Source organism: Campylobacter sp. RM16187 (genome assembly GCF_025319965.1).
In the GTDB taxonomy this organism is placed as follows: Bacteria; Campylobacterota; Campylobacteria; order Campylobacterales; family Campylobacteraceae; genus Campylobacter_A.
This window is the reverse complement of record NZ_CP012549.1, coordinates 1,237,339-1,258,947: the sequence shown is the minus strand read 5'-3', so window position 1 is coordinate 1,258,947 and position 21,609 is coordinate 1,237,339. Positions and strand designations below refer to the sequence as shown.

Here is a 21,609-nt window from a genome sequence, read left to right as displayed (position 1 = left end):
TGTATAAAATTAATATTATTCAAAAGGATTAAATGATGAGTGATAAAGAAAGTATTTTTATAAATAGAGAGCTTAGTTGGCTACGTTTTAACTCTCGTGTTCTAGCTCAGTGTGAAAAACCTATCCCACCGCTTGAAAAGCTTAAATTTATAGCCATTTATATGACTAATTTAGATGAGTTTTATATGATTAGGATAGCCGGTCTTAAGCAGCTTTTTGCCGCAGGTATAGTTGCTAGTGGAAGTGATGAGATGACTCCACTAGAGCAGTTAAGGGAGATTAGAAAATATATAAAAGATGAGCTTAATATAGTGGAAAAACACTATAAAGATGCCTTAAAAGAGCTTGGAGGGCAAAATTTATTTATTAAAAACTATAGCGAAATTCCCGAGTCTCTTAGAAAAAAATGCGATGACTATTTCTTCTCAAATATTCTTCCCGTAATAGTTCCAATCGCAGTAGATGCGACCCATCCGTTCCCTCACTTAAATAATCTTAGCTTTTCGCTGGCTGTTAAGCTTGCAGACAGCGAACATCCTGAGATTTTAAAATACGGAATGATAAGAATTTCTAGAGTGTTGCCAAGATTTTATCAAGCGCAGGACAATGTCTATGTGCCTATTGAAACTATAGTCCACGAGCATGCCGAAGAAATTTTCCCGGGGTATAGACTCATTAGCTCTGCGGCGTTTAGAGTCACCAGAAATGCTGATATTATCATCGAGGAAGAAGAAGCCGATGACTTTATGATGATATTGGAGCAGGGGCTTAAACTTCGCAGAAAAGGCGCTTTTGTCCGTATGCAGATACAAAAGGACGCCGATGCCGATATAGTCGAGTTTCTAAACACTCACATGAAGATTTTTTACAAAGATATCTATGAGTACACGGTTCCACTCACGTTAAATTCGCTCTGGCAGATAGTGGGAAATAAGGAATTTTCTCATCTTGCACTTCCGCCATATACACCTAGAACTCTTTTGCCTTTTAGTGAGCATATGCCTATTTTTGATGCGATAGATAAAGAAGACGTACTTGTTTTGCACCCTTATGAGAGTTTTGATCCTGTTGTCAAATTTATAAAAGAGGCGAGCAAAGACCCTAAAGTGATTTCTATACGAATGACTCTTTATAGAGTGGATAAAAACTCACCTATTATTCAATCTTTAATAGATGCGGCAAGTGATGGCAAGCAAGTAACTGTGATGGTAGAGCTTAAGGCTAGATTTGACGAAGAAAACAACCTCCACTGGGCTAAAGCGCTTGAGGATGCCGGCGCTCACGTGATATACGGAATCGCGGGTTTTAAAGTTCATGCCAAGGTTAGCCAGGTAATCCGCCAAGTAGGAGACAAGCTTAAGTTTTATATGCACTTTGGCACAGGTAACTATAACGGCGGTTCGGCTAAAATTTATACCGATGTAAGCTATTTTACAAGCAAAAGCGAGTTTGCTCACGATAGCACTACGTTTTTTCATATCCTCTCAGGATTTTCCAAAAATCGCAGACTAAATACTCTCTCTATGTCTCCTATGCAGATTAAAGAGCGAGTGTTGGAAATGATAAAAAATGAGACCAAAAAAGGTAAAGATGGTCAAATAATCGCGAAGATGAACGCGCTTGTCGATAGTGATATCATAAACGCATTAAGCGAGGCTAGTGAAGCAGGGGTTAGTATAGATCTTATCGTTAGAGGAATTTGCTGCATAAGACCGGGCATAAAAGGGGTTAGCGAGAACATTCGCGTGCGCTCAATTATCGGCAAATATTTAGAGCATGCAAGAATTTTATACTTCAAGCACGCCACACCGCAGCTTTATATCTCTAGTGCGGACTGGATGCCTAGAAATTTAGAGCGCAGATTAGAGCTTATGACACCGATTTACGAGCAAAATTTACAAGATAGACTGCTGGAGTTTTTACGAATCCAACTAAGCGATAACGAGCTTGCTTTCGAGCTTCATAAAGACGGAGAGTATTATAAAACAAAGGTAAAAGAGGGCGAAAATATCATAAATTCTCAAGAAATTTTTGAAGAGTATGTAAGTAAAATTTATAAAACCACTAAAAAAGACAATGACAATGCAAAAAGAGAGCATATAGCTTCAAAACTGCTCAAAGAGAGCTAAAATTTGGGCTTAAATTTAGCCCAAATTTAAATTTATAATTTTCTTAGTTTTGCTATCTCGTCTCGCAGAGCCGCCGCTTTTTCAAACTCAAGCTTGCTGGCTGCCTCAAGCATCTGTTTTCTTAGCTCTTTTACGATTTTAGCGCGCTCTGCGGCCGGCATCTTTTCTAAATTCTTATTTTTTCTATATAGTTCGCCCTCATCCTCTATATGAAGGCTCTCTTCGATATTTCTGCTTGCGCTCTTTGGTGTGATATTATGAACTTTATTGTATTCTTCTTGTATTTTTCGGCGAGAATTTGTAGTATCCATCGCTTCTTGCATGGATTTAGTGATCTTTTTGGCAAACATCATCACTTTGCCATTTACGTTTCTGGCGGCTCGCCCCATTGTTTGTATTAAGCTTGTAGTAGAGCGTAAAAAGCCCTCTTTATCGGCATCCATTATGGCTATTAGGCTGACTTCCGGCAGATCAAGACCTTCGCGAAGCAAGTTTATGCCTATTAGCATATCAAAGTTACCGCCCCTAAGCCCTCTTATTATCTCGTTTCGCTCTATTGCATCGATATCTGAGTGCATGTATTTGACCTTGATACCAAGCTCCGTATAGTATCTGCTTAGCTCCTCCGCCATCTTTTTAGTTAGCACCGTTACTAAAACTCTCTCGTTTCTCTCTATTACTCGCTTTGCTTCGTCGAATAAAATTTCCACCTGATTATCGCTATCTTTTATTTCTATTATCGGATCAAGAAGTCCCGTAGGGCGCAAAATTTGCTCATACACATGCCCCTTTGAGAGCTCAAGCTCAAGCTCGTTTGGAGTGGCCGATACAAAGAGAAATTTAGCTCTTTTATTGATAAATTCATCAAATTTTAAAGGACGGTTATCAAGTGCGGACGGCAGACGAAATCCATACTCCACCAGCACCTCTTTACGACTTTTATCGCCAGCATACATTCCGCGAAACTGTGGCAGGCTCACGTGACTCTCATCAACTATTACTAGATAGTCCTTGCCGCTTATTTCGTAGTAGTCAAATAGGCTGTATGGCGTCTCTCCCGGAGCTTGTCCCGTTAAATGTCTAGCATAGTTTTCTACACCTTTGCACATTCCGGTAGAATTTAGCATCTCCAGATCAAATTCAACCCTTTGTTTTAGCCTCTGAGCCTCTACGAGCTTGCCTTGCTCGTTAAATTCCTTTAGTCTCTCATCTAACTCCGCTTCAATCTGCTTAATGGCGATTTTTAGCCTATCATCCCCGACTATAAATTGACTCGTGGCGTAAAGCGTGAATTTGCCTATGCTTTTAAGCCTTTTATTGTCTAAAACGTCAAAATGATACATCTCATCTATCTCGTCTCCGAAAAACTCTATCCTAAGTGCCTCGTCGTTATAATATGCAGGATATATATCGACTACATCGCCATTTACTCTAAAATCTCCTCTGTCAAAATAAGCATCGTTTCTTTTATAGCCCATATCTACGAGTTTACTAAGCAGTTTGCGTTGATTTAGAGCCTCTCCCGTCTTTAGATATAGCACCATCCCTTGATATTCGCTAGGATTTCCTAAGCCATAATTTGCAGATACCGAAGCTATCGTGATCACATCGTCAAAGCTTAATAGGCTTGCCGTAGCTGAGAGCCTAAGCCGCTCAAGCTCCTCGTTTACAGAGCTATCTTTTTCTATATATAGGTCGCTTCTTGGTATATAGGCTTCAGGCTGATAGTAGTCGTAGTAGCTTATGAAATATTCCACGTGATTATTTGGGAAAAAGCCCTTAAATTCGCTATAAAGCTGCGCCGCAAGAGATTTATTGTGCGTCATTACGAGGGTTGGCATATTTAGCCTTGCTATTACATTTGCCATAGTAAAGGTCTTGCCAGAACCCGTAACCCCAAGCAGGGTCTGATAGCTAGAACCCGATCTGATAGACTCTACTATACCATCTATGGCGTTTGCCTGATCAGGACTTGGGCTAAATTTGGATGAAATTTCAAAATTTTTCATTTGTCCTCTTTAAAAAACAGCTTATTTTATGTTACAATTCGAAGAAATTATACCAAATAAAGGGATCTTATGTTTGAAAACGAAAAAGTATTAAATACTCTTACGGATAAAGTAAACGACCTGCTTGTCAAATATAATGAAATTTGTGATGAGAACGAAGCGCTACGTAATGAGCTTATAGCACTTAAAGCTCAAAACGAAGCCAAAACAAATCAGATTTTACGCCTTGAAGATGAACTCAAAAATAAAAATATAGAATCTGACGATATAGTCCGCAAAATCGAAGCCGTTTTAGGTAAATAATGAAAAAAATAACAGTTACAATCGCATCAAGAGACTATACTATAAGCCTTGAAGATGACTTTGCTAGGAGCTTTGAGCGCGACTGGGAGGTATTTTTAGGCGGCAAAAAATATCTTGATGTGAAAGAGCTGTTAAGCGCCTTTGTGCAAAAATGCTACGAAAACTACCAGCAAGAGCGTGATTTGGAAAATCTTGCCAGAAAACTAAGCCAAGAGATAAGCTGAAATTTAGTATCAAACCCACAATAACATCATTACTTATATTATAAAATCCATATTGTAGTAAATTTTAATATGTTATAATCCAAATAAAATTTAAGGGTATTTATGAGTAAGAATGAGGGATTAAAAGCTGATATAGATTTTTTAAAATCATTAATTATATTTTTTCTTACTGCTCTATTTGCTGTTATAGGTTGGATAGTAACTATCAGACAAAAAGCGGAAAATTTAGATATAATCTTAGTCGGTATAGCCGTAGTTGTATTATCGATCATAATATCTGTACTTTTTAAGAAGATAAATAAAAAGATTAAAGAACTAACCGATTTAAAAGAAAGGAAATAAAATGGCGACTATATTTTTGACTCTGTGTATAGTCATAGCTCTATTCGTAGTATCCTACTCTGTTATTAAATACGCTTAGATATAAATAAAAAGCGATATTGAAGTCATAGATAAAGTTATCTTAATTTGTTCCGCCTTTTTGACTAAGGCTGCCAATATGGCTTTAAATAGCTAAAAATTTAATATTTCTTTTTGTTTATATAAGATTTTATAAAAATTTAGTATAAATTTATATCTATTTAAGTATTAAAAATATATAATTCGTTTAACTACATAAATGTATGTAGAAATAAATTTAAGGAGTCTCTTATGAGAAAAGGTTTTACAATGATTGAGTTGATCTTCGTGATCGTTATACTAGGTATTTTGGCTGCCGTAGCTATCCCAAGACTAAATGCGACAAGAGATGATGCGGAAATTTCAAAAGGTGCATCAAATTTAGCTACTCTTATGAGTGATTTATCAGGCTACTATACAAGTAAAGGAAGTTTTAACACTACAACAACAGGACCAGGAGGCACAGGAACAACTACAACAGCTGTTAAGTGGAAAGATGTTACTAATGTTGCTATGGCAAGCAATGCAGATGGAGCTGATATAGGTGAAACTCTTGTTACTACTGCAGCGTTTCTTAAAGTAAAAGATAAAGGTTGTGTAAGTCTAAAGATAGATGGTTCTAAAGTGGAAGTTAAAGCAGGAACAGGTGGCATATGCGATCAATTCAAAGGTATAAAGTCGGTTCAAGCTATTGCAGGTGACGGAAGCGCTGCAAAAACACATGATTTTGGTGGCTCTCAAGTTAAATTTTAATTAATATTTTAGTTTGTTCTAATTAAAATTTCATATATCAAGCCCAGATTTGCTTTTTAGCAGATTTGGGCTTTTTAAATTCTGCTAAATTTTAGAGGAAATAAGTTGAAACGTGCTTTTACTATGATTGAACTTATTTTTGTTATCGTTTTTTTGGCTGTTTTGGCTGCTGTAGCTATCCCAAGACTAGCTGCTACCAGAGATGACGCAGAGATCGCAAAAGGTGCGTCAAATTTATCTATTCTTATTATGGATTTATCGTCATATTATACAAGCGTAGGGGAGTTTAAGTCTGATATTAAATGGAAAAACATTACCAATGTAAATTTGTTACTAGATAATTCAGGTTCCGCTATTGACAATACTACTTCTATAAATACAGATGTTTTTTTAAGTGTCAAAAATAAAGGTTGTTCAAAAATATCCGTATCTGACGGTATAGTAACTGTTTCAAATATAGGGACAAGCAACGATACTATATGTGTAGCTTTTAATGAGGTTAAGTCTGTAAAAAAACTTACTAAAACCCATAAATTTAGTGGTTCTAATGTCAAATTTAATCCTTAGAATAGATTACTTATAAGTTTATATGTGATAAAATGACATAAAATTAAAGGAATGATAATGAAACGCGGATTTACAATGGTTGAGCTTGTATTTGTTATTGTAGTTTTGGGAATTTTAGCTGCTATTGCCGTCCCTAGACTATTCGCCACTAGAGATGATGCTATTATTACTAGAGCTAGAGCTGACATATCGTCTATTAGAAGTGCGATAGTAAATATAAAAAATACCAATATGCTATCCGGAACTTTTACATATCCCGATCTTGAAAAAAGTGCTACCAGCACTAATCTTTTCGATAATGTTTTGCGAGACGGAATTAAGCCTAAAGGTGATGGCGGCACTTCAGGCTGGAAAAAGAGCGGAGATGACTATGAATTTACTGTAGCTGGAAAAACTGTAACATTTAAATACGATAAAACAAACGGCTCTTTTGGCTGTGCTGACGATACCAACAAAGATCTTTGCAAACAACTAACGGAGTAATGAATTACTACGAGATAATACCAAGCGGCTTAAACTATAAGCCGCTTACCTATCATAGCAATTATGAAATCGCTTCTTATACGCAAGTTTTTATAAATATAAAAAACAAAAAAACTCTTGGCTATGTGTTTAAAAAAATATCAAAACCCGAGTTTAAAACTCTTGAAATTTTAGAAATTTTACCGACCAAACTAACCGAAATTCAAATTTCGCTTCTAAATTTCATCTCATACTACTATATTTCAAATTTATGTGTTAGCGCAGGACTTTTTACTCCTTTTAACGATAACATAAAGCCTATTTTAGAGGATAATAAATTTAATAAAGAGCCAAATTTAAGTGATGATCAAAAAGAAGCTCTTAAATTTGCTAAAGAGCATAAAACTAGCCTGCTTTTTGGCGATACTGGAAGCGGTAAGAGTGAAGTGTATATATCTTTAATAAAAGAATATCTAAATCAAGGCAAGCAAGTTTTGTTTCTCATGCCTGAAATTTCACTCACTCCTCAGATGCAAAAGCGGCTTAAGAGTTATTTTGGCGATAAATTCGGACTTTGGCACTCTAAAATCACTCCAAAAAAACGAAATGAAATTTTAGCTAAATTTTTAAGCGGTGAGATAAAGTTAATTGCCGGTGCAAGATCGGCTCTATTTTTACCGTTTACGAATTTAGGCTTGATAGTAGTCGATGAAGAACACGATGAGAGCTATAAATCAGCTCAAAATCCGCGATATAACGCTAGAGATTTGGCTTTGTTTTTAGCTAATAAATTTGATGTAAAAGTGCTTTTAGGCTCTGCAACTCCAAGTCTTGTAACTTACTTTAAGCAAGCAAATTTTAGGCTAAAGGGAACATTTTATAAGAGTGAAAAAGAGTTTATATACGATGAGAGTGAGACGGGTTTAAGTCAAAAAATTTTATCAGAGCTTGAAAGAAGTATAAGTATAGGCAAGCAAGCTGTGGTCTTTGTACCTACGAGAGCGAATTTTAAATATCTTGTTTGCAGGGATTGCGGACATACGATAAAGTGTCCGTTCTGTAGCGTTGGAATGAGCTTTTATAAGAGGCGCAATATGTTAAAGTGTCAATACTGCGGTTTTACAATGCCTGTTGTAAAAACTTGCGAAAATTGTGAAAGCGAGATGATAGAAGCCAAAAAAATAGGCACGGATGAACTTACCGCAAAGCTTCAAGAGGCTTTTAAAGATACCAAAATAGCCAAATTTGATAGAGATGAGATAACAACTCAAAGCAGGTTAGAAAAGAGCCTAAAGGCCTTTAATGACGGTGAAGTGCAAATCCTAGTAGGTACTCAGATGCTAAGCAAAGGGCATGATTATCATAACGTGGATTTAGCTGTAATAATGGGCATAGATGAGCTTCTAAATTTTCCTGACTTTAGGTCTCGTGAGAGAACCTTGGCTCTTGCGATGCAGGTGGCTGGCAGGGCGGGACGAGTAGGGCGTGGTAGAGTCGTGATACAAAGCCTGCAAAAAGAGTTTTTTAAAAGCTATATAGATGATTATGATTCGTTTTTAGCTGACGAGATAGCTTACAGGGATGGCTTATATCCGCCTTTTGCTAGACTTTTACGAGTAGTTATAAGCGATAAAAATGAAAATTTAGCTAAAGAGAGGCTAAATGAGTGTCTAAAAGAGCTAAATAATCTAGCTAGCGAGGAGTCAAATTTGCAGATAGTAGGGCATGGAAAATGCGCTATAGAGATGATTTCCGGCAAGTATAGATACGAGATACTACTAAGGTCAAATTCTCATATAGCTCTTATTAAAGCGGGTAAAATTTGCTCAAATTTCGGCTTTGATGTGGATATGGATCCGATGAATTTCTCCTAATCGGATCCTGCAAATAAAATTAAAATTTCTTTTTACGCACATCCTGCGTAGCGATTTTTGCCGCTTCGTTTACCTGTGAGGCAATTTCGTTAGTATTTTTTGCTATCTTAATATTTTCTCTTGTTACATTATCTATCTCGACTATGGCCTGATTGATCTGATCTATGCCTTTGGTCTGCTCAAATATGCTATGGCTCATATCGTTTATGCCTTGAGATAGCATATTGATATTTGCCTCGATCTCTGATAGTGATTTTTGCGTTCTTTCGGCTAGATTTCTTACCTCGTCCGCTACTACGGCAAATCCGCGCCCATGCTCTCCTGCACGTGCCGCTTCTATAGCTGCATTAAGGGCTAGTAAATTTGTCTGATCGGCTATATCTCTTATGATGCTGACGATATTTTTTATGTCGTTGCTTTGGTTTATGATTTGATTTGCTTTGTCGTTTATTGAGTGCATTGAGTTATTTATCTCTTCTATCGCTAGCACGCTCTCTTGGACAGATTCCGCTTGCTTGTTTGTGCCTTCGGATAGGTTGTTAACAAATGAATTTAGCACCTGAGATTTCTCTTCTAGCATTTTGTTTTGTTCAAGTGAATTTCTAAGGATATTGCTCATCTCTTCACCTAAGAAATTTATGCCCTCCCCAAGCTTTCTTTTTTCGCTTTTAGAATCTCCAAGATCGATTCTGGCTGTAAAGTCATTATTCGTATAAAGTCCTAAAATTTCAACAACGCCGTGAATATCGGTTTTTAGCGTATTTACAAAATTGTTAATAAGGTCTTTTAACTCTTCTAAATTTCTATTATTAGGAGTTTGGTTAATATTTTGCCCTAGATTGCCTGTAGATGCTGATTTAAAGACCATCTTAGCATCATTTATCATTTTAGTGTCTTTTTTTAGACCGTCTGCTATATTTTTAATATTCTCGTTGATAAGATCCGCCATTTGTTTGAATTCATCGTCTGATTTTACTGTTATTTGCTTGCACTCCCTAGAGCTATCGTTTAGATATGCAAAAAATTCAAACAGCCCCTCTTTAATCTTGGATAGAGGTTTTAGTTTTAAATTTAATACAACAGCCAAAGTGGTCACTATAAGCAGTATAGAGCATATGGATAGGATGAGTTGATATATGAATAGATTGTCTATGCTTTGATTGTATGTTTTTGCTGTGGTTACTGAGCATAGTAACCAACCAGTAATATCATCTTTTAGGCACGCTGCAACCATATCATTGTTATTATCGTTAAATGCGTATGTTGTTGATTTTGTAGAACTATCCTTAAAGAAGTTGAGTAAATTTTTATTTACCTCAGACTCTTTCATCAAAAGCTCTTTATTAGGATTTATGATGCTTTTTGCATTTTTATCTATAAGCAGTATGTAGTCATCCTCGTTATGCTTCATATTTGATATAACTTCGCTTAATCTTTCAAGAGTTACGTCCGATGACACAACACCTGCTATTTCGCCACCTTTATTAATAGGAGTTGCAAACGATATGGTTAGTTTTTGATCTTTGGTCGAGATATAAGGATCTGTGATAACGGCATCTTTAGCCGATATGACTTGTTTATACCATCCTCTTGCTCTTGGGTCGTATCCATTTAGGCTTGGGTATTGGTGGTTTCCATTTGATCGTAGCATCCTGCCGTCTTTTTCAAAACCTGCATATAAAGATACAAATTTACCAGATTGGCTACCTACCTTTAATATCTGCTCAAAATTATCTTCGTTATACTCCGAACTCTCTATATAGGAAGCTACTGATTTTACTATGCTTAGCTTTGAATCCATGTAGTTTTGCATATACTCTATCGCATCTTTTACTATACTGTATTGAGATGAGGATATAAGTGTCTTTGTCTCTTGTTTTGTTATATTAAACGAGACAAAAGAGAATATACTTAGTGCTATTACTAGTAAAAATGAGATTAAAATCGTAACACTTCTTGCTAATTTCGAGTTCATATTAAGCTCCTGATCAAGTTTTATAAATAGTAAAACAGCTGTTAATTTTATATACTTTAAGCTTAATAAGCATTAAATTGCATGTATGCTTAGATGTTTTGTGTCAGTTTAAATTTAATTTGGTTTATAATTTAAATTTGAGCCTTTTGAAAGTGAAAATTTCTTATAATTACCCAAAAAATTAAAAGGCAAATTTTGCAAAGATATCCAACTAAACAGATAAAAATTCGTGATGTTTTAATAGGGGGTGATGCTCCCATCTCGGTGCAGTCGATGACATTTTCTAAGACAAGGGATATAAAAGGCACCTTAGAGCAGATAAGCAGGCTTTATTTTGCAGGATGCGATATAGTGCGTTGTGCGGTACTTGATAAAGAGGACGCAAGCGCTTTAAAAGAGGTGGTCGCGCAAAGTCCGCTTCCTGTGGTTGCCGACATTCATTTTAACTACCGCTACGCTCTTATGGTGAGCGAATTTGTCGATGCGGTGCGAATAAATCCCGGAAATATCGGCTCAAAAGATCGTATAAAGGCTGTAGTTGAAGCGTGTAAGCAGCGAAATTTGCCTATACGAATCGGCGTGAATTCAGGCTCACTTGAAGAGCAGTTTGAGAACAGATACGGTCGCACGGTCGAAGCGATGGTGGCTTCTGCGATGTATAACATAAATTTGCTTGAGGATTTTGACTTCACCGATATCAAAATTTCGCTAAAGTCAAGCGATGTCGAGCGCACTATGGCTGCTTATCGTGCCTTGCGTCCAAAAGTTGAGTATCCGTTTCACTTGGGCGTTACGGAGGCCGGCACTACCTTTCATGCAACCATAAAGTCGGCTATAGCTCTTGGTGGGTTACTCCTTGAAGGTATCGGCGATACGATGAGAGTGAGCATTACAGGCGAGCTTGAAGAGGAGATAAAGGTCGCAAAGGCGATTTTAAAAGATAGCGGACGCCAAAAAGAGGGCATAAACATCATCTCATGCCCTACGTGCGGGCGTCTTCAAAGCGATCTGATGGCTGCGATAAAGATAGTGGAAGAAAAAACCAAGCATATCAAAGAGCCGCTTAACGTATCTGTCATGGGCTGCGTGGTAAACGCGATCGGAGAGGCCAAAGGCGCTGACGTGGCGATAGCGTTTGGCAAGGAAAGCGGGCTTATAATGCGCCGCGGCGAAGTGGTAGCAAGACTGAAAGAGAGCGAGCTAGTGGATAGATTTTTGCTCGAACTTGACGAGGAGATAAAATCTCGTAGTTGATTTAGCCTGCTTTTGATTTGGGCGGGATAAATTTGCCGTTGGTTTTTAGCCGGCGGTGGAATTTCAACCAAATTTGCGAGCGATTTAAAGAATTTAGCTCTTTTGTATAGCTGAAATTTAAAATATAAATGATTGGAGAAAACGTGGCAAAAGCACAAAATATCGATATGCACAACCTTTATGACCTTGATATGGAGCGCGCGATACTAAGCTCGATTATCTATAGCAGTGAAAATTTGGCTGAAATTTTTGACATCGTCTCATCGGGAGACTTTTACCTCAAAGGTCATGCGGATGTATATACGGCGATGGTTGAGTGTATGAATGCCGATTTGCCGATAGAAACTAGCTTTTTAAAGACTAAGCTGGGGGCCAAATTTGATGAGGAAATTTTAGCCAGCATTGTTGGCACAAACTCTATCCTTGATATCAAAAAATACGCAACCGAACTGCGCGAAAAGTCCATAAAGCGCTCGCTTGTAAAGATAGCCCACCAGATCCCAAATAAAGTAAGCGAAGATAAGCCAAGCCGGGATATGGTCGATGAGCTAAGCCAGAGCTTTTATTCACTTGTGGAGGGCTCGGCGGCTGGAGTCATAAAGGAAAGCAAAGAGATCATAGTAGATGTCTTAGCTCATCTTGAGAAGCAAAAGATGCTTGAAAACCAGGATATAGTAGGAATAGATACAGGATTTAAAGAATTAAATGAAAAAACAAAAGGCTTTAAAAACGGCGATCTTATCATCATTGCCGCTCGTCCGGGCATGGGCAAGACCACTATATGTCTAAATTTAATGAGTAATGTTTTACAGCGGGGCAACGGAGTTGTCTTTTTCTCGCTTGAGATGCCTGCCGAGCAGATCATGCTAAGGATGCTTTCTGCTAAAACCTCAATCCCGCTTCAAAACATAATGACGGCAAAAATGGATGATGAGGAGTGGAGCAGGATGAGCGATGCTTGCGAGGATATGTCTAATAAGAAGTTTTTCGTATATGATAGCGGATATATAAATATCCATCAGATCAGAACTCAGATGCGCAAGCTAAAGTCGAGCCATCCTGAAATTTCGCTTTGTGTGATTGATTACATCGGACTTATGATGGCTACGTCAAATTACTCCGACAGGCATTTGCAGATCGCTGAAATTTCGCGCGGATTAAAGCTTCTTGCGCGTGAGCTTGATATGCCGATAATCGCTCTATCCCAACTAAACCGAAGCCTTGAAGCGAGAGCAAATAAGCGCCCGATGCTAAGTGATTTAAGAGAATCGGGAGCGATCGAACAGGATGCGGATATGATACTTTTCGTCTACCGTGATGAGGTCTATCTCGAGCAGGAGGAAAAAGAGCGAGAAAAAAAAGCAAAGGCTGAAGGTAAAGAATATAGTCCTAGATTTATCCCAAATAAGATCGAAGAGGATGCCGAGATCATCATCGGCAAGAACAGAAACGGACCTGTAGGCACGGTTGATGTAATATTTCAAAAAGAATTTACCCGCTTTGTCGATAAGAGTTTTGGCGCAATTCATATGGCCGAATTTACCGGTTGATAGAGTTTTGGTCGTTTGCTAAATTCGCAATTTAACACTTTATGTATAGTAATAAAGTTTTTGAAAGCAAGCGTGAAATAGGGCTGTTTTGCCTTTTTTGTCTTTTTGTTTTAGCCTTTAATTTAGCTATCAAATTTTATGAATTCAAAAACTTTAAGGCAGATAGGTATAAAATTTTGCAAGCCAAGGTGCTTCAAAGCTATCTAAAAACAAATGATAAGGGTAAAATCTACCGAGTTTTAAGGCTAAAAACAGGAAATTTTACTCTGTATACGACCGCCAAAGTGGATTTTGAGCCCGAGATAAATTCTAAAATTTTGCTTCGTCCTATTAAAAATAAACTTACTTTCATCGATTATTTAAGCCGTAGTTTTTATCTGCCAAATTTTGGAATTTTAGAGATAAGATATAGTGAAAATAGCAAATATCTAGATAAATTTAGAGAAAAAATCTATGATTTTATATCCAGTCAACACGACATATCAAAAGCAAAAGAGCTATATACTGCGCTTTTTTTAGCCACTTCTATATCAAAGGAGCTAAGAAGCGATGTAAATCACTTTGCAATAGCCCATCTAATAGCCATCAGCGGTTATCATTTGGGGATTATTTTTGGGTTTTTGTATTTTATATTGCACCCTATTTATCGCTATTTTCAGGCTAGATTTTTTCCTTTTAGAAGTGAGAAATTTGATCTAAGTATAGTTATTTTTATATTTTTATTTGGCTATCTTATGCTGATAGACTTTGTGCCGTCTTTTTTGCGGGCATTTTTGATGAGCTTGCTTATTTTTTATATGCTTAGTAGAAATGTGCGAATTATTAGTTTTGAAGCTCTGTTTATTTTGATAGCTTTTGCGGTTAGTTTTATGCCCTCTTTACTGTTTAGTATCGGCTTTTATCTCTCTTGTGCAGGAGTGTTTTATATCTATCTTTATCTGCATCATTTTGGTAATAAATTTTCAAATCTCACTCATGTTATCTTGCTAAATTTATGGGTGTATTTGGCTATGATAATACCGGTTTTATATTTTTTCCCTCTGATTAGCTTTCAGCAGTTTGCCGTGTTGCCTTTAAGTTTAATTTTTGTGATTTTTTACCCTCTTAGTTTGGTGCTTCATCTACTAAATTTAGGCGGGATTTTCGATGAAAATTTAATTTGGTTTTTAGAGTTAAGGATGGATAGTGTAAATTTGGATATAAATTTATATATCTTTTTAATCTATAATATTTTAAGTTTAATTAGTATAAAAAATAGAAATTTAGCTCTCTTGCTCGTTTTTTCCAATCTCTTTTGCTTTATCTCTTTGCTCTAAAAAGCTACAAAGTTTAACTCCGTATAAAAATATGATCCAAGAGACATAAACCCACAAAAAGAACAAAAGAACGACAGAAAACGAGCCGTAGATACTAAGATAGGTCTTGTTATTAACCGCATAAAATACAAATATGTTTTTACCAAAATACCAGATAAGAGAGGCTATAAAGGAGCTAAAAAGAGCGTTTCTTATAGCTATAGGCCGGCTTACTGATATGAGATATGTGATGCAAAAAATCGCCCAAATGATTAGATATGGAAATATGCTTAAGAAATTTATCCAATTTGTGTATGAGTTTGAATTTAATAAATTTTGAAGCATATTGGATAGATAAAAACTAAGCCCAAGCCCTATGGGAGCTAGTGTAATAAGCGTCCAATATACACTTAGAGAGCTCCAAAAATTTCTTCCTTCGCTCTTCATGATTTTATTTATCACATATTCGTAATCCATAAAAAACATTATCGAAGTAAAGATAATAGCGCCAAGACCAAGCACTCCTAAGGCCGAGCTGTTTTGTAAAAAGGTCTCTATATGTTCTGTTATCATTTCTTGATTTGAAGGTAGTAAAGATGAGAATATAAATTCTTTTATCTTGCCGTAGTATACGCTAAAGCTGGGCATTTGAGTAAATATCGAAAACGAGATTAAAAGCACAGGTATAATCGAAAGCATAGTATGAAAGCTAAGGCTTGAAGCGTAGTGAAGCAACTGCTTATCTTTGATACTAAATGCGATTTTAATATATGCTTTTAAGTCGTCTTTTGTAAATTTCAATTTGTTTTACAGCCCCATCTTGTTCGGATTTAAAATATTATTCGGATCGAAGGCCTTTTTTATCTCCTTAAATAGAGCCATCTCCGCATCTGTAAATGCAAGTGGCATAAATTCGGCCTTGCTTATACCTATGCCATGTTCGCCACTAAGTGTGCCACCAAGATCAACGGTGATCTTAAAAATTTCCTCTATCGCCTTATGCCCGTTTTGTACCTGTGCAGGATCGTTCTTGTCCACTACCATTACGTTTGTATGTACGTTGCCGTCTCCGGTATGTCCAAAGCAAGGTACTTGCACTCCGTATTTAGCCGCTACTTCGCTAATTTTTTCCAACAGTTCAGGAAGCTTTGATCTAGGCACTGTAATATCTTCGTTTAGCTTCAAGGTTCCATATATGTTTATCGCCTGAGAGCAGTTTCTGCGCGCAAACCATATATCATTTCTTTCTGCTTCATCACGTGCAACTTTAAAATCGCTAGCCCCGTTTTCCTTAAATACCTTTTGTATTATCTCTAGATCTTGCACTAAACCGGCCTCTATATCGCCGTCAACATCACTTATTAAAATCGCGCCCGCATTTGTAGGCAAGCCTTTATTAAATTTGCTCTCCACAGCTCTTATGCTTAGATTATCCAAAAACTCCATCGCCACAGGTGTTACTCCGGCAGCCATGGTCTTATATACGGCATTCATGGCTGAATTTACACTGTCAAATACACCCATAGCGGTTTTTCTAAATTTCGGCTTTGCGATTAGCTTTAGGGTAATTTCGGTTATTACAGCAAGAGTGCCCTCTGAAGCTATTAAAATACCAGCAATATTATATCCTGCGACATCTTTTATAGTGCGCTTGCCCGCTCTTACAACCTCTCCGTTTGGAAGAACGGCTCTAAGCGCCATTACATAGTCTTTGGTAATACCGTATTTGGCTGCTCTCATGCCGCCTGCGTTTTCACTTACGTTGCCGCCTATGGTAGAGTAGTCCTGACTAGCAGGATCTGGCGGATAAAATAGCCCTTTTGCCTCTACCGCTCGCTGTAAATCCATATTTATACAGCCAGGCTGCACTACTGCAACCATGTTTTGCATATCTATTTCAAGAATTTTATTCATATGCTTTTCAAAGGCTAAAATTATACCGCCATCTATAGCCAAAGAGCCTCCAGTAAAGCCACTTCCAGCTCCGCGTGCGATTATAGGAATTTTATTTTCGTTACAATATTTTAAAATAACACTCACATCGCTCTCGTCCCTTGGGAAAAGCACTCCGTCCGGTAGATGGCGCTTTCTTGTTGCGTCATAGCTGTAAGCAAGCAGGTGCGCCTTATCAAAATATGCATTGTCTTGATTTAGTAGTCTAGTAAAAAAATCTATATGTCTTTTTTCCATTATTTCTCTTTCAAAAGTGATTTGTAGTGGCGATCAAAGTCGCTTATTTTACTTGAGCCAAATTTCCAAAATACGGTATCTATGTCTTTAACGCGAGTATAAAACGGTAGTTGATAGTAGCTTACCGAACCGCTTTTAAATCTCTTTAAAACTTCAAAGCTTTGACAATCTGCAAACAAGGCTTCGTTGTTCATCGCTATAAATATTAGTCCGGCCGCACTTTGAGAGCACATTTTGCGAAAGTCGTTGCGACTAGGATTTGGCTTATATTCGTAGCTTAAATATGAGCCTACAATATCAGGATGTATAAACTCCATGCTTTTAAAAGAGTTTACTACTTCATCATAAATTTCCTTATTTGGAACTACTATTAAAGAACGGTTATATAAGTAGTTTAGTATGATAGTATCACCTCTTGCAGGAAGAATTCCGGGTATTGGCATAGCCTTTTGCTCCAAAGAGTCAAATACTTCAAAGCGAACTTTGGCAAACCCACCACTTTTTTCTGTTACACTCGCACGAGCTATTATTGATCTTTTTGACAGACCAAAATTATGCATTACTATACCACTTGAGCCGACAACTATATCAGGGCTGTCTATTATTGTGCCGTATCCGTCTTTTGCTTCTATTAGCGGAGTATTATACTCATTCATGCTAAATTGTGCCGCAAAACAAGATGATATAAAAATAACTAAAAAAGCTACTATATTTTTCAAATTTTCTCCTAAATTTTTAAGATTTTAAAGGATTATAGCCTAAAACCGCTTTAGTTTTGCAAAATATAAGTAAGTTCAAAGTATAATTAAATCCATTCTTTATCCAAGGGAGCTTATGGTAAAAAAAATAATATTATTTATGACATTTTTTTTACAGCTATTTGCCGCAAAACCTAGTGTAGAAGAGCTTATATGGCCAAATGGCGCTACATTTTTAACCTTCCTTGAAAGCAACTTTATACCTTTATCTATCTATTACAATTTGGATAGAGAGGATAAAGAAGCTGTAAGCGAGATAATGGCAGGCGTAAAATATCAAATTTTAAGGGATGACGAGGGCGGCATTAGACAGGTTTTAATCCCTATAAACGAAGAGCTTCAAATTCAAATATATAAAGATGTGAATGATAAATTTAAAGTGCAGTTAACTCCAATATCATATCAGATAGAAGATCTAGTTTTAAGCATCAAGATAAATATTTCTCCATATCAAGATATTTTAGATCACACCGGTAATGTAGCACTTGCAAATGCTTTTAGCGTTGCTATGAGCGGTCAGGTGGATTTTAGAAAGATTAAAAAAGGCGATAGGCTTATCATCGTTTACACTCAAAAAAGAAGGCTTGGTAGAGTTTTTGGTGTGCCTGAAATTCACTCTTCAATGATTGAGGTGAACAAAAAAAAGTATGCCGTATATAGAGTTGAGAATAAATTTTATGATAAGAGCGGCAGGCAAAATGATAAATTTTTTCTCATAAGACCTATAGCAAATGCACGCATAACATCGCCTTTTACACTTAAGAGGTATCATCCAGTATTAAAAAGATATAAGGCTCATCTTGGGGTTGATTATGGTGCACCTAAAGGTACTCCTATAAAATCCGCGGGCGATGGAACAGTAAAATTTGTAGGCAGAAAGGGCGGATACGGCAAGGTTCTGATAATAAGGCATAGTGGAGGATATGAGACCTTGTACGCGCATTTAAATGGTTTTGCCAAGGGCATAAAATCAGGTGTAAAAGTCAAGCAAAATCAACTTGTAGCCTACGTAGGAAATACCGGAATGAGTACCGGACCACATCTGCATTTTGGATTGTATAAAAATCAAAAGGCCATAAATCCGGAAAATATGCTAAAAGTAAAAAAGAGTAGTGTAGAGAGCTCTGTAAGCGCTGAATTTAAAAAGATTATGGCTGAAAATGACTCTAAAATAAAAAAATATTTAGATAAAGAAGTAGTATCGGAAAAAGAAGAGTCATTTGATAACTTTGTGGAATTTTAAGGACTAAAATGAATGAAAATGATCGATTAGCCGAAGCCAAAGAGCTCATAGATTCGCATTTAAACGATACTATCGAAGAGGAGCTGAGTCCCGCTGATATAGCCCAGCATCTAAAGATTGTAAGGCAGCATGACGAGGAACTTTTTGCCGAGTATATAGAGAAGCTTGAACCTGAAATTTTAGGTGATGTTGCGATAGAGCTTCCTGATCATATGCTTAAAGATGTTATCGAGACTCTGCCTACGGATAAGATTATAGAGGCTATAGAAGAACTAGAGAGTGACGATGCTGCAGAGCTTTTAGAATATATCGAGGATATTGACGAAAAAAAGGCGAAAGAGGTTTTTGATAGTCTTGACAGAGATGATCAAGAGGAAATTTTAAGGATTAGAAGCTACGATGAGAATGAAGCCGGTGCATATATGCAGACGGAGCTTTTTAGCGCGAATTTAAAAGAAAAACTGCAAACAGCCGTTAATAGACTAAGAGAACAAAAGGAAAATGGTGAGCTGGAAAACGTTTCTCAGCTTTTTATAATAGATGACGATCAAATTTTAAAATTTGCCATTCCGCTTGAAGATTTGATCTTATTTGATTTTAATAAAACTCTTGAAGAGATCATTCAAAAAAACAAAGAGGATAAGTATAAGCCACACGTAGCTATGGATAGTGAGCCTATAGAGGATGTCGTAGACAGAGTGCAAAACTACGATTTGAACTCTATACCTGTAGTTGATAGCAAAGGTGTGCTTTTAGGACGTATTACGACAGATGATGTGCATGACTTTATAGAAGATAGTGCAACGGAGCAAATTTATAACCTTGCAAACGTAGGCGATGCTGACGAAGAAGAGGATGATAGCCTGCTAAAAGCTACCAGATCTCGCGGTGTTTGGCTACTGATAAATCTATTTACAGCCATTGTTTCATCTAGTATTATAGGTCTTTTTGACGACACTATCGCAAGTTATGTAGCTCTAGCTATCTTAATGCCTATAGTTGCATCAATGGGTGGAAATACCGGCACTCAGGCTCTTACTGTTACGGTTAGACGTTTGACTCTTGGTGAAATTGAGTTTAAAAACGCAAAACACGCCTTGAAACGTGAGCTTGGCATAGCCTTTACAAACGGTGTGATATTTGCTGTTTTGATAGGTATTGTGGCTTCGTTTTGGTTTGATAGACCGATGCTTGGCGTGGTTATAGGTGCTGCCATGCTTATGAATTTCTTTTTTGCCGGCTTTTTTGGAACCGTAATACCTTTAACTTTAAAGAGATTTAATATAGATCCGGCTGTCGGTTCAAGCGTTTTGCTTACAACAGTTACCGATGTAGTCGGATTTTTTAGCTTTTTAGGACTTGCCAAATGGATACTGTTATAAAAGATATTGAAATTTTAAATTTAGAAGAATCTAACTTCATAAAGCCTTATCGCTTAGGATACTCCGTAAACGGAACTCGAAAATATTGGGATTGTGTAAAAGTGCATAACAGCGTGTCTATTTTATTATATCATGAAGAAAAGGATGCGTTTTTGTTGGTTAAGCAGTTTCGTCCGGCTGTATGGCACAACTTACATAAAGATGGCAAGAGCTATTATGAAATGGGCTATACGTATGAGCTTTGTGCAGGACTTATGGATAAAGGGCTTAGTGAAAAAGATACAATAATAGAAGAGGTGATGGAGGAAGTAGGATTTAAGATAGAGGATGCTGAAAAAATAGTGGTAACTCACGGAGCGCTTGGATTTGGAGGAAATTCTCAAACTATGTTTTATGCAACCATAAACGATAGTATGAAAGTAAGTGAGGGTGGTGGAATAGATGGCGAAAATATCGATCTTGTCTATATAGATGTAAATAGGGCTAGAGATTTTATGTATGATCAAAATATGGTCAAAGCTGCTGGATTACTTTTCGCCTTTATGTGGTTTTTTGACAGATTTAAAAGATAGAGATTGATCTTAAATCATTAATGTAATTAATATTTCTATACAAAACTTATAAATTTGCTTTTAAATTTATCAAATCTCTGCTAAAATCAAGCCTGTATGATTAAAATATAGATTTAGAATAAGATTTAATAAATTACAAGGAGAATAGATGAAAAAAACTATATTCTGTTTGGCGGCAGCCTGTTCGTTTGCCTTTTCTATGGGTTCTGATAGTCATGTGGGGCCTGTATTGGATGAGGCTGTTTTGTCCGGAGAGTATGAAAAATCAGCCAAAGCTTTTGAGCAATCTTGCGAAAAAGGACATATGTTTAACTGTTATAATCTAGCTAACTTCTATGAAAATGGCAGAGGAGTGCTAAAGGATGAGAAAAAAGCTCTACAAATTTATAAAAAGAGCTGTGAAAACAAGCTAGGCTTTGGATGTGGCGCCGTAGGTAGAATCTATGAAAACGGCACTAAATCTATCAAAAAAGATGTGAAAATGGCAGCTGAAGCCTATGAAAAGGGCTGTGAACACGGAGACGATATATCTTGTTTAAAAGGCGGTCTTATTTATAGTAAAGGGGTAGATAAGGTGGCTAAAGATATGCAAAAAGCCAAAGATCTTTTATCAAAAGGCTGCAAATACGGTAATGAGCAGGCTTGCAATACCGTTAATACAATAAAATAA

20 protein-coding genes and 1 pseudogene are annotated in these 21,609 nt (G+C 36.8%); 15 read left to right on the top strand and 6 right to left on the bottom strand.

Going from position 1 to position 21,609, the window contains the following annotated elements; translation table 11 throughout:
• Window positions 1-35: 35 nt before the first annotated feature.
• A complete protein-coding gene (locus CDOMF_RS06725) occupies window positions 36-2,129 on the top strand; it encodes an RNA degradosome polyphosphate kinase (RefSeq protein WP_260951269.1) in 2,094 nt (697 codons plus the stop codon).
• Window positions 2,130-2,161: 32 nt separating this feature from the next.
• Here CDOMF_RS06725 and uvrB read toward each other — a convergent pair whose 3' ends face one another.
• Window positions 2,162-4,138: an excinuclease ABC subunit UvrB gene (uvrB, locus tag CDOMF_RS06720; RefSeq protein WP_260951268.1), complete on the bottom strand. Its 1,977-nt coding sequence runs from the start codon at window positions 4,136-4,138 to the stop codon at window positions 2,162-2,164.
• Window positions 4,139-4,207: 69 nt separating this feature from the next.
• Here uvrB and CDOMF_RS06715 point away from each other — a divergent pair, with 69 nt between their 5' ends.
• The 7 genes from CDOMF_RS06715 to CDOMF_RS06685 all read left to right on the top strand — a co-directional run bounded on the left by CDOMF_RS06715 (window position 4,208) and on the right by CDOMF_RS06685 (window position 8,720).
• Complete coding sequence (locus CDOMF_RS06715) at window positions 4,208-4,441, top strand: hypothetical protein (protein WP_169973721.1); 234 nt, start codon at window positions 4,208-4,210, stop codon at window positions 4,439-4,441.
• The gene (locus CDOMF_RS06710) at window positions 4,441-4,665 is read left to right on the top strand and encodes a hypothetical protein (RefSeq protein WP_260951267.1); all 225 of its coding nucleotides are present in this window, start codon (window positions 4,441-4,443) and stop codon (window positions 4,663-4,665) included. The genes CDOMF_RS06715 and CDOMF_RS06710 overlap by 1 nt, the downstream gene beginning before the upstream one ends.
• Before the next feature lie 102 nt (window positions 4,666-4,767).
• Window positions 4,768-5,007: a hypothetical protein gene (locus tag CDOMF_RS06705; RefSeq protein WP_169973725.1), complete on the top strand. Its 240-nt coding sequence runs from the start codon at window positions 4,768-4,770 to the stop codon at window positions 5,005-5,007.
• Between the two features lie 309 nt (window positions 5,008-5,316).
• Complete coding sequence (locus CDOMF_RS06700) at window positions 5,317-5,817, top strand: type II secretion system protein (protein ID WP_260951266.1); 501 nt, start codon at window positions 5,317-5,319, stop codon at window positions 5,815-5,817.
• A gap of 105 nt (window positions 5,818-5,922) precedes the next feature.
• A complete protein-coding gene (locus CDOMF_RS06695) occupies window positions 5,923-6,384 on the top strand; it encodes a type II secretion system protein (protein ID WP_211437301.1) in 462 nt (153 codons plus the stop codon).
• A 57-nt stretch (window positions 6,385-6,441) separates the two neighbouring features.
• Window positions 6,442-6,867, top strand: a complete 426-nt coding sequence (locus CDOMF_RS10795) for a type II secretion system protein (RefSeq protein ID WP_269468965.1) — start codon at window positions 6,442-6,444, stop codon at window positions 6,865-6,867.
• Window positions 6,867-8,720, top strand: coding sequence for a primosomal protein N' (locus tag CDOMF_RS06685; protein ID WP_260951265.1), 1,854 nt, complete (start codon window positions 6,867-6,869; stop codon window positions 8,718-8,720). The genes CDOMF_RS10795 and CDOMF_RS06685 overlap by 1 nt, the downstream gene beginning before the upstream one ends.
• 19 nt (window positions 8,721-8,739) lie before the next feature.
• Here the strand turns inward: CDOMF_RS06685 and CDOMF_RS10875 are convergent, their stop codons facing one another.
• Complete coding sequence (locus tag CDOMF_RS10875) at window positions 8,740-9,180, bottom strand: methyl-accepting chemotaxis protein (RefSeq protein ID WP_442863535.1); 441 nt, start codon at window positions 9,178-9,180, stop codon at window positions 8,740-8,742.
• 783 nt (window positions 9,181-9,963) lie between these two features.
• A pseudogene (locus CDOMF_RS10870) lies at window positions 9,964-10,533 on the bottom strand (cache domain-containing protein); the annotation flags it as partial.
• Between the two features lie 357 nt (window positions 10,534-10,890).
• On the opposite strand from CDOMF_RS10870, the gene ispG reads away from it, so the two are divergent.
• From ispG to CDOMF_RS06665, 3 genes are all read left to right on the top strand, one after another.
• A complete protein-coding gene (ispG, locus tag CDOMF_RS06675; RefSeq protein WP_442863497.1) occupies window positions 10,891-11,949 on the top strand; it encodes a flavodoxin-dependent (E)-4-hydroxy-3-methylbut-2-enyl-diphosphate synthase in 1,059 nt (352 codons plus the stop codon).
• A 167-nt stretch (window positions 11,950-12,116) separates the two neighbouring features.
• Window positions 12,117-13,499 (top strand): replicative DNA helicase, encoded by a 1,383-nt coding sequence (locus CDOMF_RS06670; RefSeq protein WP_442863534.1) that lies wholly within the window; start codon window positions 12,117-12,119, stop codon window positions 13,497-13,499.
• 41 nt (window positions 13,500-13,540) lie between these two features.
• Entirely contained in the window at window positions 13,541-14,815 is a 1,275-nt protein-coding gene (locus tag CDOMF_RS06665; RefSeq protein WP_260951262.1) for a ComEC/Rec2 family competence protein, read from the top strand.
• Here CDOMF_RS06665 and CDOMF_RS06660 read toward each other — a convergent pair.
• Genes CDOMF_RS06660 through CDOMF_RS06650 form a run of 3 tightly spaced genes read right to left on the bottom strand, consistent with a single transcriptional unit; the run spans window position 14,762 to window position 17,640 of the window.
• Window positions 14,762-15,595 (bottom strand): YihY family inner membrane protein, encoded by an 834-nt coding sequence (locus CDOMF_RS06660; RefSeq protein WP_260951261.1) that lies wholly within the window; start codon window positions 15,593-15,595, stop codon window positions 14,762-14,764. The two genes, CDOMF_RS06665 and CDOMF_RS06660, sit on opposite strands and share 54 nt — an antisense overlap.
• A 6-nt stretch (window positions 15,596-15,601) precedes the next feature.
• On the bottom strand, window positions 15,602-16,984 hold the full coding sequence (locus tag CDOMF_RS06655) for an FAD-linked oxidase C-terminal domain-containing protein (protein WP_260951259.1): 1,383 nt from the start codon (window positions 16,982-16,984) through the stop codon (window positions 15,602-15,604).
• On the bottom strand, window positions 16,984-17,640 hold the full coding sequence (locus tag CDOMF_RS06650) for a plasminogen-binding N-terminal domain-containing protein (RefSeq protein ID WP_442863533.1): 657 nt from the start codon (window positions 17,638-17,640) through the stop codon (window positions 16,984-16,986). Before CDOMF_RS06650 ends, CDOMF_RS06655 begins: the two co-directional genes overlap by 1 nt.
• A 178-nt stretch (window positions 17,641-17,818) precedes the next feature.
• On the opposite strand from CDOMF_RS06650, the gene CDOMF_RS06645 reads away from it, so the two are divergent.
• The 4 genes from CDOMF_RS06645 to CDOMF_RS06630 all read left to right on the top strand — a co-directional run bounded on the left by CDOMF_RS06645 (window position 17,819) and on the right by CDOMF_RS06630 (window position 21,609).
• A complete protein-coding gene (locus CDOMF_RS06645; protein ID WP_260951258.1) occupies window positions 17,819-18,985 on the top strand; it encodes a peptidoglycan DD-metalloendopeptidase family protein in 1,167 nt (388 codons plus the stop codon).
• A gap of 8 nt (window positions 18,986-18,993) precedes the next feature.
• A complete protein-coding gene (gene mgtE / locus CDOMF_RS06640) occupies window positions 18,994-20,367 on the top strand; it encodes a magnesium transporter (protein ID WP_260951257.1) in 1,374 nt (457 codons plus the stop codon).
• Window positions 20,352-20,939: an NUDIX domain-containing protein gene (locus CDOMF_RS06635; protein WP_260951256.1), complete on the top strand. Its 588-nt coding sequence runs from the start codon at window positions 20,352-20,354 to the stop codon at window positions 20,937-20,939. Before mgtE ends, CDOMF_RS06635 begins: the two co-directional genes overlap by 16 nt.
• Window positions 20,940-21,087: 148 nt before the next feature.
• Entirely contained in the window at window positions 21,088-21,609 is a 522-nt protein-coding gene (locus CDOMF_RS06630; protein WP_260951255.1) for a tetratricopeptide repeat protein, read from the top strand.